Origin of the sequence: Dyella sp. EPa41 (genome assembly GCF_016586165.1) — a bacterium.
Lineage (GTDB): Bacteria > Pseudomonadota > Gammaproteobacteria > Xanthomonadales > Rhodanobacteraceae > Dyella.
On record NZ_BCPR01000029.1, the window covers coordinates 21639 to 35847 of the forward strand.

General features: G+C 66.0%; 15 protein-coding genes. 7 read left to right on the forward strand and 8 right to left on the reverse strand.

Going from position 1 to position 14209, the window contains the following annotated elements; genetic code table 11:
* The first annotated feature begins 104 nt into the window (after positions 1-104).
* On the forward strand, positions 105-2396 hold the full coding sequence (locus JMF82_RS11180; protein WP_201314658.1) for a TonB-dependent receptor: 2292 nt from the start codon (positions 105-107) through the stop codon (positions 2394-2396).
* A 75-nt stretch (positions 2397-2471) separates the two neighbouring features.
* On the opposite strand, the gene JMF82_RS11185 is transcribed toward JMF82_RS11180, so the two are convergent.
* The 4 genes from JMF82_RS11185 to JMF82_RS11200 form a co-directional block, all read right to left on the reverse strand.
* The gene (locus JMF82_RS11185) at positions 2472-3875 is read right to left on the reverse strand and encodes an MBL fold metallo-hydrolase (protein ID WP_236585416.1); all 1404 of its coding nucleotides are present in this window, start codon (positions 3873-3875) and stop codon (positions 2472-2474) included.
* 72 nt (positions 3876-3947) lie between these two features.
* Positions 3948-4796, reverse strand: coding sequence for a universal stress protein (locus JMF82_RS11190; RefSeq protein ID WP_236585417.1), 849 nt, complete (start codon positions 4794-4796; stop codon positions 3948-3950).
* On the reverse strand, positions 4793-5389 hold the full coding sequence (locus JMF82_RS11195) for a GNAT family N-acetyltransferase (RefSeq protein ID WP_236585418.1): 597 nt from the start codon (positions 5387-5389) through the stop codon (positions 4793-4795). The genes JMF82_RS11190 and JMF82_RS11195 overlap by 4 nt, the downstream gene beginning before the upstream one ends.
* A 90-nt stretch (positions 5390-5479) precedes the next feature.
* Positions 5480-5917, reverse strand: coding sequence for a universal stress protein (locus JMF82_RS11200; RefSeq protein ID WP_201314659.1), 438 nt, complete (start codon positions 5915-5917; stop codon positions 5480-5482).
* Positions 5918-6148: 231 nt separating this feature from the next.
* On the opposite strand from JMF82_RS11200, the gene JMF82_RS11205 reads away from it, so the two are divergent.
* A complete protein-coding gene (locus tag JMF82_RS11205) occupies positions 6149-6583 on the forward strand; it encodes a universal stress protein (protein WP_201314660.1) in 435 nt (144 codons plus the stop codon).
* 61 nt (positions 6584-6644) lie between these two features.
* Here JMF82_RS11205 and JMF82_RS11210 read toward each other — a convergent pair whose 3' ends face one another.
* A complete protein-coding gene (locus JMF82_RS11210) occupies positions 6645-6872 on the reverse strand; it encodes a hypothetical protein (RefSeq protein ID WP_201314661.1) in 228 nt (75 codons plus the stop codon).
* Between the two features lie 122 nt (positions 6873-6994).
* Between JMF82_RS11210 and JMF82_RS11215 the strand changes: the two genes are divergently transcribed.
* A complete protein-coding gene (locus JMF82_RS11215; protein ID WP_201314662.1) occupies positions 6995-7225 on the forward strand; it encodes a hypothetical protein in 231 nt (76 codons plus the stop codon).
* Here JMF82_RS11215 and JMF82_RS11220 read toward each other — a convergent pair.
* A complete protein-coding gene (locus JMF82_RS11220; RefSeq protein ID WP_201314663.1) occupies positions 7222-8229 on the reverse strand; it encodes an NAD(P)H-quinone oxidoreductase in 1008 nt (335 codons plus the stop codon). The two genes, JMF82_RS11215 and JMF82_RS11220, sit on opposite strands and share 4 nt — an antisense overlap.
* A 193-nt stretch (positions 8230-8422) precedes the next feature.
* On the opposite strand from JMF82_RS11220, the gene JMF82_RS11225 reads away from it, so the two are divergent.
* Together JMF82_RS11225 and JMF82_RS11230 are read left to right on the forward strand one after the other, a co-directional pair.
* Entirely contained in the window at positions 8423-8749 is a 327-nt protein-coding gene (locus tag JMF82_RS11225; protein ID WP_201314664.1) for a hypothetical protein, read from the forward strand.
* Positions 8750-9108: 359 nt separating this feature from the next.
* Complete coding sequence (locus tag JMF82_RS11230; RefSeq protein WP_236585419.1) at positions 9109-9573, forward strand: hypothetical protein; 465 nt, start codon at positions 9109-9111, stop codon at positions 9571-9573.
* Positions 9574-9600: 27 nt separating this feature from the next.
* Here the strand turns inward: JMF82_RS11230 and JMF82_RS11235 are convergent, their stop codons facing one another.
* A complete protein-coding gene (locus tag JMF82_RS11235; protein ID WP_201314665.1) occupies positions 9601-11247 on the reverse strand; it encodes an MASE1 domain-containing protein in 1647 nt (548 codons plus the stop codon).
* Positions 11248-11560: 313 nt separating this feature from the next.
* A complete protein-coding gene (locus tag JMF82_RS11240; RefSeq protein ID WP_201314666.1) occupies positions 11561-11977 on the reverse strand; it encodes an OsmC family protein in 417 nt (138 codons plus the stop codon).
* A gap of 296 nt (positions 11978-12273) precedes the next feature.
* Here JMF82_RS11240 and JMF82_RS11245 point away from each other — a divergent pair, with 296 nt between their 5' ends.
* Positions 12274-13755, forward strand: a complete 1482-nt coding sequence (locus tag JMF82_RS11245) for an efflux transporter outer membrane subunit (RefSeq protein ID WP_201314667.1) — start codon at positions 12274-12276, stop codon at positions 13753-13755.
* 164 nt (positions 13756-13919) lie between these two features.
* Positions 13920-14186 (forward strand): DksA/TraR family C4-type zinc finger protein, encoded by a 267-nt coding sequence (locus JMF82_RS11250; RefSeq protein ID WP_201314668.1) that lies wholly within the window; start codon positions 13920-13922, stop codon positions 14184-14186.
* Positions 14187-14209: the final 23 nt, after the last annotated feature.

Consider the following 14209-nt stretch of genomic DNA (forward strand, 5'->3'; position numbering starts at 1 on the left):
CAGGCGCCGCGCAAGCAGCGCGCCGCTTGCTGCCGTGCGTCCATGACGGCTTGCAGTCATCCCGGCCACGCGAGGCGAGGCCGGTGAACCAAGGATGTCCTGTCATGCGTTCCTCTTTTTTGCGCAGTGCGCTGCTCGGCTTGCCGCTGAGCGTGCTCGCGTCCTCCATGGCGCTGGCCCAGGGTGGGCCCGGCGCAGACACTCCCGACGCGGTCGACGGCCAGGTGACTAGCCTGGGTGCGGTCCGGGTGACCGCCGACATGCCGACGCTTGCCGCTCCCGGCTTCCCGGCGAGCCTGGTCACGGTGCCGATCGAACGGGTGGAAGCCACCATCAACGCCGTCGACGTGGAAGATGCGGCCAAGTACCTGCCCAGCATCTTCATCCGCAAGCGCAACTACGGCGATACGCAGCCGGTGCTGGCGACGCGCACCTGGGGCGTGAATTCCAGCGCCCGCACGCTGGTCTATGTCGACGACATCCCGATCTCGGCACTGGTCGCCAACAACACCACCATCGGCGCGCCGCGCTGGGGCATGACGTCACCCGATGCCATCGATCATATCGACATGCTGTACGGGCCTTTTTCGGCGGCGTACGCGGGCAACTCGATGGGCGGCGTGATGCGCATCGTCACCCGCATGCCGGAAAAGACCGAGGTCACCGTAAAACAGACCGAGGCGGTGCAGTCGTTCGATCTCTACGGCACGCACGGCAACTACAGCACCAGCCAGACCACGCTCACCGCGGGCGGCCGCCAAGGCGATCTCGGCTGGTTCTTCGGAGCCAATGCCGCCAACAGCTTCAGCCAGCCGCTGTCCCTCATCACGGGACCTTCCACGCCGGCGGGCACCAGCGGCACCATCCCCGCGCTGAACAAGCAGGGGCAGGCGGCGAACGTGTACGGCGCGGGCGGGCTGCTGCACACGCGCATGCTCGATCTCAACGGCAAGCTCATCTACGACATCACCCCGCAGTGGCGCGCGACCTACCTGGTCGGCTACTGGAGCCATCATGGCCAGTCGGACGTGGACAGCTATCTGGCCAATGCGGCGGGCGAAACGACCCACGGCAGGATGGCCGGCTTCGCGAGCAACACCTATCACCTGAGCGCGCATCACCTGATGCAGGCGCTGTCGTTCAAGTCCGACACCAGGGGTAGCTACGACGGCTCGTTCGTCATCACCCACTACGACTTCCTGAAGGACAACCAGTGGTCGCCGGCCGGCGTCACCGCCGGCACGGATGTCACCGGCAACGGCAGGCTGGCAAGCTATGGCGGCACGCAATGGACGACGGTCGACGCCACCGGCTTCTGGCGCCCGCAGGGTTACGGCGGCGCGCATGAGGTATCCGTGGGTGTGCACGGCGATCGCTACGAGCTCAACAACCCGACCAGCAATCTTGCCGACTGGCAGGATCCTTCCAGCACCACCACGCTGTACTCGGCGGGTCGAGGCAAGACCCGGACCGAGGCGCTCTGGATACAGGATGCATGGCAGCTTTCTCCCTCGTGGCTGCTGACGCTCGGCGGGCGCTACGAATGGTGGAAGGCCAGCGACGGCTACAACGACAGCGGCAAGACCGCCGTGAACCAGCCGGTGGAGAAGGCCGACGCGTTCTCGCCGAAGGCCACCCTGCAATGGAGCGTGAACCCGGGGTGGCGCGTGACGGGTTCGCTGGCCAGGGCGGTGCGTTTTCCAACCGTGGGCGAGCTGTATCAATTGGTATCCACGGGGTCGACCTACAGCGTGCCCAACCCCGACCTGAAGCCGGAAACCATGCGCAGCGGCGAGCTCGCGATCGAGCATGGCATCGACCAGGGCCTGCTGCGGCTGTCGCTGTTCCAGGAGAACACGCGGAAGGCGTTGATCTCGCAGACATCGACGCTGCCGAACGTGGCCGTGCCGGTGACCTACGTGATGAACGTGGGCGAGCTGCGCAATCGTGGCGTGGAGCTGGTGGCGCAGAAGGACAACGTGCTTGTGCGCGGGCTGGATCTGTCCGGCAGCATCACCTTCGTCGACTCCACCATCCTGTCCAACGACAGCTTCGTCAGCAGCGCGGGCACGACCTCGCAGGGCAAGCACGCACCGTACGTGCCGCGTTGGCGCACCACGGTGGTGGCAACCTACCGGCCCGATGAGGCCTGGGCGTTCACCCTGGCCGGGCGCTACAGCGGCAAGCAGTACTCCACGCTCGACAACACGGACAACACCTCGCACGTGTTCGGTGCGTTCGACAGTTTCCGGGTATTCGACCTGCGTGCGCACTACCAGGTCAACGGCCATCTGGCGGCTTCGTTCGGCGTGGACAACTTCACCAACGAGAAATACTTCCTGTACCACCCGTTTCCGCAGCGGACGTATGTGGCCGATCTGAAGTTGAGTCTTTGAGCTGCATGCCTGCCCGGTGCGTGGCCGCGTGGTGGCCACGCACCGGGCGTGCCCTCGCATCGGCGCGGCCGGGTGTCAGTCGAGCAGGATGGGCTCGTGTTTGCCGGGCAGGCGTACCGGGAAGCCCTTTCCGGCGAGGCAGGTTTCCAATGCCTGCATGCCGCGCTCGTATTCGCCATGGACGAGGAATACGCCGCGGCGAGGGTGCTGGCCCAGCCACCCCACCAGCTCGTCACGGCCGGCGTGTGCGGAAAACCCGTTGATGGTCCAGATCTTCGCGTTGACGGCAATGTCCTCGCCGAAGATCTGCACGCGCCGCGCGCCGTTGACGATGCGCCGCGCGAGCGTTCCTTCCGCGGCGTAGCCGACGAAGACGATGCTGCTCTTTTCACGCCACAGGTTGTGGCGCAGGTGGTGGCGGATGCGTCCGCCATTGCACATGCCGGAGCCGGCCATGATGATCGCGCCGCCTTCGATGCGATTGATCGCCATTGAGTCGGTGCTGTCATGCGAGAAACGAAGATTCGGCATCGCAAACGGATCTTCGCTGCGCAGCACGGTCATGAACTCGTCGTCGAAGCACTCCGGATGGCGGCGGAAGATTTCCGTGGCGGAGATCGCCATCGGCGAATCCAGGAAGACGGGTGCGCGCGGTGGAATGCGTTGCCGGCGCATGCCCTGGTGCAGGTAGTACAGCACCTCCTGCGCACGTTCCAGCGCGAAGGTGGGGATGACGACGTTGCCGCCACGAGTCAGCGTGGAATTCACCGCTTCGTAGAGTTCGTCCACGGAGTCGGGCAGGGCGCGGTGATCGCGGTCACCGTAGGTGCTTTCCATCACCACGAAATCGGCGGGCGGGGCCGGTACGGGGTCGCGCAGGATGGGACGGCCGGGGCTGCCCAGGTCGCCGGAAAACAGGATGCTGCGCGTCTGGCCGCCGTTCTCGAGGTTCAAGAGGATGCTGGCCGAACCAAGGATGTGGCCGGCATCAAGGAACGTGGCCTGGACGCCTGCTGCGACCGTAACGGTTTCGCCATAGCCCACCGGATCCGAAAAGCGCTCGAGCGCGTTGAAGGCGTCGTCCAGCGTGAAGAGTGGCGGTTGGACAGGTTCATCGCGCCGCCGACTGCTGCGTTCGGCCCGCGCGGCATCCTCTTCCTGCAGGCGTGCGGCGTCCAGTAGGACGATACGCGCCAGGTCGCGGGTGGCGGAAGTGGCAAGGATGCGGCCGCGGAATCCTTCGCGTACCAGGCGGGGAATGCGCCCGGCATGGTCCAGGTGCGCATGGGTGAGCAGCAAGGCATCGATCTGGCGGGGATCGAAACCGAAGGGGGCGGCGTTCGCCTGCTCCTCTTCGCGGGAGCCCTGGAACATGCCGCAGTCGATCAATACCTGGACGTCACCGCAACGCACCAGGTGGCACGAGCCCGTGACCTGTTTGGCGGCGCCGTGGCAGCTGTAGAACATGGCCGGATGCATGCGTCGTGTTCCTGGTGGAATAGGGATGGCGCGGGTTGTTCATCGGTGCTTGACGCCGCCGCATGTTGCCGGTCAATGCTGCATCAGGATCGGTACGTTGACGTGCTGCAGGATATGCCTCGTGGCGCCCCCGAGCACTCGCTCGCGCACGCGCGAATGGCCATACGCGCCCATGACCAGCAGGTCCGACCTGGCCCCTTCGATTTCCCGCAGCAATGCGGCACCGGCTTCGGCGGACGTGGCATGCACGCGCCGCACGCGTGTCTTGATGTCGTGGTTGGCAAGGTAGCTGGCGGGATCGAAGCGAGGCGCGCGTTGCTGGTCGTCGTCATACGCAGGCGCTTCGCCATCGAGCAGCAGCACCTCGTTCGCGTTGCGCGCGAACGGCAGGGCGGCATGGATGGCACGAACCGATTCGATGCTGCCGTTCCATGCCAGCGCCACGCGCTCGGCTCGCACCGGGCCATGCCAGGACGGAGGAAGCAGCAGGCAAGGCGTGCGGCAGGTGAGCAGGGCTTCGCCGAGCACGTCGAAGGCGATGGTTTCGTCGACCATGTCGCGCTCGATCACGATCAGGTCGTGCCAGGCCCCGAGTTGTCGTGTCGTCTGCGCGATGCCGGCACGGGTCACCATCCACGAGGCGCGGTGCACGCCCGATTCCCTCGCCATGGTGACGAACGCCACGCGGTCTTCGGGCTGCTCGTGCGGCGGGTCGATCAACAACGCCAACACCGACGGATCCGGCTCCCCGCCATGCAGCATGCGCAGGCCGGGATCGATATAGCAGCCTGTCAGCCGGGCATCGAAGGCGGCGGCGAGTGACGCGCCGGCGATGGCGGCGGGGCTCCATGGGGACGTGGCGGTCACCAGGGCCAGCACGTCCGTTGGTGCGCCGAGGGGTGGGGTGGAAGGCATGTTCATGATGGCCAGGCCGGGAGGTCGATGCTGTGGATGACCTGCGACGGGTCGTCCGGGTCGAGCCGGCGCTGGAAGCCCAGTGACCGTGCCAATCCGCCCATGGCATGGTTGTTCGCCGCATCGATGGAGATCATCCGCCCGAAACCGTGCGAACGCGCTCCGTCCATCAGGCGTCGCATCAACAGGGTGCCCAGGCCGCAATGTTGCCACGCATCGGCGACGGTGACCGCGCATTCGCAGGTGTCGTCATCCCCGGTGGCGCAATAGCGAGCCACGCCGACTTCCCTGGGCGTGCCTTCGACCAGCGCCACGGCGATAAGCGCCTCGCGCCGGTCATGGTCGACATCCATCATCTGGTCGATCAACGCGTCGCTGGGCTGCTTGAAGTCGCACAGGAAGCGCTGGCGGCGCGAATGGGGCGAAAGCTGGCGGATGAAGTCGGTTTCCAGCTGGCGATCGTCCGCGCGCAGCGAGCGGATCAGCACGGCCGTACCGTCGGCCAGGGTCTCGTGGTGCTCCATGCCCGGATCGACCTGGCCTGGCATGTCATGTCGCGAAGGCGGGCCGGCGTGGGTGGTTTGAGTGACGGCTGACATAAAACCTCCTTGAGGGTCTGGACCCGCCGGGGCGGCTTCCCTGTCCCGGCGATGATGACTGGGGCTGCCGGTACATCCCGCCCGGGGCAATCAGTTGCACACCAGCACCGGGATGTTGCTGCCCAGCAGGACCTTTTGCGTTTCGCTGCCCAGCAGCAGGCGAGTCATGCCGCGGCGGCCATGCGAACCCATCACGATCAGGTCGCATTGCCTGGCCTTCGCCACGGCGAGAATGGTTTCGTTGGGTTGTTCGCCAAAGCCGGCCTCGCCCTCGAACGCAACGCCCGCGGCTTCGGCCATCGCGCGGATCTCCGCCAGGTACTGCTCTCCATCGGTCTTGGCCTGTTCGTTATAGGCGAACTCGGTGGCGGCGAGCAGGGCGCCCATGTAGGCAATGGTCTGGAACGGCGGAATGACGTGCAGGACGGTGATTTTGCCCTGGCACAATTTGGCCAGCTCGATGCCTTTCGCCGCCGCGCGCCTGGAGAGCTCGGAACCGTCGATCGGGATAAGGATGTGCTTGAACATGGATGCCTCGCTGCAAGCCGCGCAAGCGGCAAAAGGGGTGACATCTGACGTCGCTTATACCCTACGCAACGCCGGTTGTGACGATGCCTGTTGTCAGCGTAGACCGGTGGCAAGTCGGCGGAGCGGCCTGGCGTCAATCTGCCGCACGATTCCCGCATGATCGCCCGCCAGCCCTGCACGCCGCGCAAACAATCGCTGATTACACTGGGAACCAAGGAAGGGGGTAAGGCCATGTACCAGAGCATCCTTTTACCCGTCGATGGGTCCGAACGCGCCCTCAAGGCGGTGGATACGGGCATTGAGCTGGCGAAGCGGCTGCAGGCAAAGGTGTACGGCATCCATGTGGTGCCTCCGTTGCCGGCCATTTCCTACGTGGCCGAATTGATCCAGTCACGCGATTCCTACACGGATCTCGCCAAGGATCGCGCCAAGAGCTGCCTGGACGACATCTGCCGGCGCGCTGCCGCGGCCGGCGTGCCGTGCGAAACGGAATTCGTGTTCGACCTGCGCCCCTACGTTGCGATCGTTGCCGCGGCGGCCAAGCATCACTGCGACCTGATCGTGATGGCGTCGCGCGGGCACCACGGGTTCGAGCGGGTATTGCTGGGCAGCGTGACGCACAAGGTGATGATCAGCTGCGACGTGCCCGTGCTGGTGTGCCACTGACGGCAGGACCGGGCCCGCGTCGCCCGCCGCGGATCCATGCTGCGCCGCAATGAACCGGCGATCAGATCTGGTCGGCCGGGGGTACCAAGTGGTGCTTCACCTGGATGGCGTCCAGCCGTTCGCAGACCCATCCGTGATCGTCCGGCCCGGCGTTTTCCTGGATCGCCTGGGCCAGCTTGTTGAAGGCGTCCCAGAAGTCGGCGGCATGCGGCTTGCTGCTCTCCAGGCCGGGCACGAAGCTGTCCAGCGCGTCGAGCATCTCGTCGAGTTCCGCGCGTGATTTGGCCATGCGTCCGAGCCTACACCCAGAGCCCATGAATGAGGCGCGAAAGCCTTATCCAAAGGGTCACGGTCGCTTAACGGCCGCGCAGGCAGCTTAAATATCCCCTCTGGCGACCATGCGGTGCGTGTATGGAACAGGACCGCGAAAACGACCTCCTCTCCCGAGCGTGCGATGAACTGCTCGAGCAGAATGCCTTGCTGCAACAGGAGATCGAACTGCTGTGCGCCCAGCTGCGCCGGCATCCCGCCGGGGAGTTGCAGATCCGCGAAGCACGTCGTCAGATGGAAGAACTCACCGAGGCTACGCGGGGTTGCACGCCATTCCCGTCGATGGCCACGTTGGAAGCGGGCGCCTACTAGGCCACTTCCAGCACGATCTTTCCGATGTGCTGGCGCGATTCCAGCTCGCGATGCGCGTCCGCCGCGCGCTCCAGCGGATAGATGGCGTGGATGACGGGCAGGCAGCGCCCTTCGGCTAGCACAGGCCAGACATGTTTGCGTAGAGCCTCCGCGATGGAGGCTTTTTCCTGCGTGGTCCGGGTGCGCAGGGTGGAGCCGGTCACGATGGCGCGTTTCACGGCGATCTTCTGCAGGTTGACGCGCTCGGCGACCGGGCCGCCCAGGAAGCCGATCAGCAGCAAGCGGCCATCGCGCGCCAGCGTCGCGAGGTTGTCGTCGAAATAGCTGGCGCCCATGATGTCCAGGATGATGTCGGCGCCGTGATGCTCGGTCTTCGCCAGCACCACTTCGGCGAATGCCTCCTGGCGGTAATTGATGGGTTCGCCGCCCAGTTCGCGGATCACCGCGCACTTTTCGGCCCCGCCGGCCGTGGCGAACGCGCAGATGCCGAACTCCCGGCAGAGCATCAGGGCGGTGGTGCCGATGCCGCTGGTGCCGCCATGGATGAGCGCGATGTCGCCGCGGCGCGCGTGGCCGATCTCGAACAGATTGGCCCATACCGTGAAGAACGTTTCCGGAACCGCCGCCGCCTGGATCATGGACAGGCCGCGAGGAACAGGCAGCGCTTGTCCGGCGGGAACCACGCAGTACTGCGCATAGCCGCCGCCATTGGTCAGCGCGCAGACCGTGTCGCCAACGATGGCGCTGGAAACGCCTTCGCCGAGCGCAACCACGGTGCCGGCCACTTCCAGCCCGGGCACCGGATTGGCGCCAGGCGGTGGCGGATAGTGTCCTGCGCGTTGCAGGACATCGGGCCGATTGACGCCTGCCGCCATCACGCGCAGCAGAAGTTCACCCGGTGCCGGCGTGGGCAGCGGCACCGTGCGTGGCTGCAGCACTTCCGGGCCACCATGTCCGGCAATGGCGACCTCGATCATGGTGGCTGGAAGCGATGCGGTATTCATCGTGCGGTGCCGGGCGGTGATGTCGGCATGTCGTGCGAAGGCCTCGACATGCCTACTGCATCACCATCATGAAGCAGGAGCACGTCGACTCCGCGTGATTCAACGCGGCGCGGCGGGCCGGCTCGACTGTGTTGGCGGTGCATCCCGGCTGGCGCCTTGCGGACCAAGCCGCGCGGCAATGGATGCATCATCGATGCGCAACGCCAGGCCGCTGCAGGCGTTGAACTGGCGCGCCACCTCCGCCACCGTGGCGCGCCTGAAACGGATGTCGTTCGGCGACCACGCCGTGCTTCGTCCGATGTCGGTGATGGTCGACAAGATCCGAGCCATCGCGATGCACGCTGGCCAGTTGCCCGGCGTCGAGGTCCGCGATGAGCTGATGGCCGACTGCGCGGTTCGCAAGCGACCATGCATCCTGCGTGTGCGGCCATGCCTTCACCCGGTGCGCAGTCGCCGCAGATACCACTCCTGCGTCGGGTCCCGGGTGTTCCACGCGCACGCGGTGTGCTTCAGGAAATAACCATGGAGCATCGGCTGCCGTTCTTCGAACAGTGGAGCGAGCCCGGGCACGAAGTCGGCAGTCACGTTGACCCGTAGCCGTCGCCGGCAAAAAAGCCGATGCGGAATCACGCCACGCGCTCGTGACGATCATGTGAAGCACATGGCGCGATGGCCGCCATGTCGTGAAGGTGTTGTGAGTGCCCATGCGTCGCGCGTAGCGAATCTGAATGTTGGCTACGTGCAGCGTTCGCGGAGGGCTTACGCGCGTGCTTTCGGGTAGGGCACAGTCCCGGGACGGCCGACGGCTTGCCGCAAGCCCCGGCTCTGGTTCGGCCCAACGTGTCTCGGAATCTCGATTTGGCTAAGGAGGGAATACACATGCAGCATGCACGCAACCGTCGTTTTGCAAGTCTCGCCGCCGCAGGATTGGCGCTGTTCGCGCTGGCGTCGACCAGTGCCATGGCGCAGCAGGGCGCATCCACCAGCGGGCTGGGCCAGGCGTGGCCCAATGCCATCGACGTCAGTGCGAGTCCGCGTTGGCATGTCTACGTTTTCGAGCGCGACGGCATCCGCTATGTGCAGATCAACGATCTGGGCGGAAAGGTGCGCGCAGCCTTCGCCAGGTCGAACGGAAGTTTCCTTGCGTTGCCGGTGGGCGTGGATGCCCAGCGGCTGGCGACGCCGCAGGAACCATTGGCGGCGACCACGCAGGCGGGCGAAATCGTCTATCGGGACGCGACCACCACGGTGCTGGTGTCGCCGCAGCCGGACGGCACGGCGCGTGTCTACGCCGCCGATGGCGATTGCAAGGATCCGATCGAGTGCAGTTCCCGCGGGCAGTGACGCCGCCGTAGCCGCGCCAGGGCGCCTTCAGGCGGAGGCGCCCTGGTGGATCGGCATCGAGCGCAACGAATCGTGCAGCAACAGCGTTATGCCGAGTCCGCGCTGCGACTCGCGCACGTGGACCACGCCACCATAGATATGGGCGCGATCGCGGATCGTGTTCATGCCAAGCCCGCTGGCCCCGAGCAGGGTCATGGCCTGCTTCCATGAGTCGTTCCCGGGTCTCGATGGGTTGCCATCGCCGGTGTCGACGGGGGCCGCCAAATGACCCACGAGGCGCATGACCACCCATCGCCTGCCGCTGGTGTAGCCACCGCGAAGCTGCAGGTGCACGTGCTGCATCGGCGCGCGCGAAAGCACGTAGACCAGCACTTCGCAGGCAAGGCGATACAGCGTGAGGTGTACATCGGGGGCCAGTTGGCTCAGGCCGCGCCCCGACAGGTCGCACTGGTAGGTGGCGCCGGTCAGGTGGATGGCCTGGGCAAACGGGCCTTCACGCAGGGTGGCCGGCACGCCACGCTCGCGCCAGCCGCGCGGATGCAGCGCATTGGCCAGCCGATGCATCTCATGCTGCGCAAGCACCACGTGGCGGGAGTAGATGTGCTCTTCGTTGGCCGGCAGCACGTGCCGCAGGCGATCGAGCAGGCGATTGTGGTTCTCGCGGATGCTCTGGCCGATGTGCTCCAGTGCATCGGCCGCCTGGCGCATGCGCAGTTCTTCCAGGTACAGGCCTTGCTGGGCGAGCTGGAAGCCGCGCAAGGTGTCGAGCCGCTCTTCGTGGGTGGCATGCGTCTGGTGCGCGATGCGCGACCCGAGCAGCAGCAGGGTGGTGACGGCAAACGCGATCAAGGCCTGCGCCTGGATCACGCCGGGGTCGCGCACCATGGTCGAGGTCATCGTCACGGCGAAACCGGCGAGCGTGCCGCCGATCGCGGCGCCCTGCCAGCCGTAGCGCGACGTGAGCCATGCCACGGGCAGGAACATGGCGATACGGAACACCTGCATGCTGTCGCCCTGGCTGCTGAATACCAGGCCGACCAGCACGAACAGCGGAAGCAGCACGCCGATCAGGCAATCGCGGGTGAGATGGCCATACCAACGCGAGGCGCTTTGCGTGAGGCGCGCGCCTCGCGAGAGCGCGAGCCGCATCGCGAGGATGCTGGGCACGATGGCGATGGCCCCGAGATAGTTGCCGAGGAAGTAGCCGAAGAGGATCTGGCTGGTGATGGTTGGCGGGGTATCACCCGACGGCAGTTGCGTGGCGGCGAGCGTAAGCGCATTGCCCAGGGTCGTCAGTATCGCGCCGGCGAGTATGACGCCCAGCAGCATCGCCATGTTGACCTGGCGAGTGCCCAGCATCAGGCGCGCATGACGCTTCGCCCACGCAACGGCGACCGATAGCGGGAGGATCGGCGGAATGGCGGCGAGGGCGGCCCAGTGCGAGCCGAACTGGCCGCGGCAATCCCAGGCGTGATATCCCACCGGCAGCAACTCGCCGATGAACAGTGCCGGCCAGTAGCGATAAGGGAGCAAGAGCAGGCAGGCAACACGCAACCCGGCGGGAAGATTCCAGTGCGAAACGGAGATGTCGCGGAGCAGCACGTAACTGAGTGCATATCCTGCGCAGACCGCCAGATGGCGACCCCACTCCCGCGGCACACTCGATTCCCCCATGACTTCCTCCCATGTCTACCGCTGTCCGCCGGTTCGATGGACCGTCGGTCTTGTGATCGGCCGGGCCTGTGCCGAAGCCGGTCTTGCATTGGAGCGCTGCCCCTCGCGCCGCCGTGCTCAACCGACGGCGCATGATGCCAAAGCGGATTTCGTCACATCTTGCGATCGCCAGGGCGGCACACAGAACTTTCCACAGCGCACTTTGCCATGCCCAAGAGTGACGTTACGGTGAAACTACGTACCGCAGCAGTGTCATCACGCCATGCGTGGCTGTGCTTGTGCAGTCGATCACATTGCCAACGTTCCTTCGGGATCAATCCGTTGCGTTGGCATGGCCTCTCACGCTGGTGATATCGACGCCTTCACGCATGGCCTTGGTGACCGGCGTGTTGGCCACGATCTCGAGCAGGCGCTGCCATTGCTCGTCGCTCAAGGCGCCGCTGGCGTGAAGCGTGCGGCGTACGTGCAGCGTGCCGTCATCGTCTCGCTGCATGTCCAGTTCCGCACGAAACTCTCCCAGGTCCCACCCCTTGCGCTGCGCGTACATGCGCAACGTGATCGCGGTGCACGCGGCAAGCGACGCGAGGTAATAGTCGAAAGGCGCGGGTGCAGCACCCTGGCCACCGAGCTTGAGTGGTTCATCCGTATTCATGGCGTAATGACCAGCCTGAATGTGATGCAGGTAGTTGCTGTCGGTGGACACGATGGTGGCGGACGAAACGCGTGACATGGTCTGGGTTTCCTGGTGGATGGCTGCGCGTGTTTGAAGTTGGCCGGGACGGACGCATGCGCCAAGCGACGCCGTGGCGCCCATCCCGATGGCCATTGGACCATGGTAGTAGGCGTTTTCCCGCTTCGCAGGCCCGGGTGGCGATGCGATGGCGTTGTCGCGACGATATAATTTGCTGCATGTGCATATGCCGCCGGCCGGGCCGGGCCTGGCCTTGCCGGGCCCTCCGCACACGGACCGCCATCGCGCCGTGACAGGCGCTTCGCGGCACCCACCGCTTCAGGATGATCTTCGCCATGCGTTCCTTCGCACTTCCCGCCGCCATTGCGCTCTGTCTCGCCATGACGGGCTGCGTCACCAGTCGCGGCCTGCATACCACCGGCACCATGACCGGTGCCGGCAAGCTGGCCGCCGAGCGCAGCCTGGCCGAGGTGCAGCTCAGCCCTACGGCATGGCCGTCGCAGGACTGGTGGGTTGCCTATGGAGACCCGCAACTCTCGTCGCTGATCGAAGAAGCGCTCAAGACCAATCCAAGCCTGGAGCAGGCGCAGGCGCGCGCCCGGCAGGCGCAGGCGGTGGCCGACAATGCCAACGCGGGGCGCATGCCGCAGGCCAAGCTCGATGCCTCGATCACCGGCGCGTACCTGTCCAAGAAAAACCCGATCTATCCGCCGTACGTGCTGGGCACGTTCGCGTGGAGCAAGTCCATCCTTGGCGAGTTCTCGTGGGATCTGGACCTGTGGGGCGGCAAGCGGGCGGAGTGGGAGGCTGCGCTTGGCCATGGTCGTGCCGCGCAGATCGACGCCTATGCCGCGCGCATCGAATTATCGGTGAACGTGGCTCGCGCCTACGTGCGGCTGGGTTATGCCTTTGCGCAGCAGGACGTGGCCGAGGCCGAACTGAAGCGCGCCAGCCAATCGCTCGATGTCACGCGCAAGCTCGTGGCAGGTGGCCTGGATACACCGCAGCAGGAGCACCTGGCCGATTCGCAGCTGGCCAGCGCCGAGCAGCAGAAGGTGGCGGCCGATCGCGCCATCGATGCCGCGCGCAGCAGCCTTTCGGTACTGCTGGGGCAGGGGCCGGATCGTGGCCTCGCCATCGAGCGCCCGCACATGCTGGACCGCGGTCCGGCGGTGTTGCCCGACAAGCTGCCGGTGGATCTGGTCGGCCGTCGCGCCGACCTCGTGGCGGCGCGCTGGGAGATCGAGGCGGCCAACAAGGACATCAAGGCGGCCAAGGCGGAGTTCCTGCCCAATATCAGCCTCAGCGCCCTGGCCGGCTTCATCGCGGTCGGCGGCAGCACCAATGTGCTGCAGCTGCCGGCGCGCCAGTACGCATTCGGTCCTGCGCTGAGCCTGCCGATCTTCGACGGCGGCCATCGCCGGGCGCGTCTTGCCGTGGCGGACGCGGAATACGACGCGATGGTGGCTCGCTACAACGGACTGGTGGTCAGTGCGCTGAACGATGTCTCCGACCAGGTTTCCGCGTTGGCCTCGGTGCGCCAGCAGATCACGCTGGAAAAACGCGCCGTCGATGACGCGCAGAAGAGCTGGGACGATGCCATGACCGCGTACAAGGGCGGCCTCAAGGGACCGCTCACGCCGCTCACCAGCCGCCAGCAGTTGCTGGCCGCACAGCAGCGTCTCGCTGCGCTGGAGAGCGAGCAGGTCGACATCTCGGTTCGCCTGGTCGAAGCGCTGGGCGGTGGTTTCGACGGCACGGCGGAAGTGGCGGATATCGATGCGGCCAAGGCCCGGCAGGCGTCGACGACCCGTTGAAGGGCCTTGCCGCGGGCGCTTGCTGAACGCACGCGGGCACCGCGCGTGAAAATCGCGCCCGGCATCCCTATATTGGAACGATGCCGCCACGCCGATATGCACATGGCGTGGCGTTCGTTGCGCCGTGGCGGGCGCATCGCCACTGCACTTCGGGAGGCGACCCCATGGCGACTGGCTGGGCCGGCGACGGCGCCGTACAGGATCAGATCGACGCGACCGTGGAAGACGCGGTGAAGCGCGCGCGCAGCCGCATGCAGAAAGGCCCCGGCCTGGCGCGCTGCGAGGAATGCGATGCACCGATTCCGGAAGCACGGCGCATTGCCGTGCCTGGCGTTCGCCTGTGCGTGGCCTGCCAGGAAGCCCATGACCGCGACGAGGCCGCATTCAGCGGCTACAACCGCCGCGGCAGCAAGGACAGCCAGTTGCGCTGAGCTTGACACTGCCGCGTGCGGCG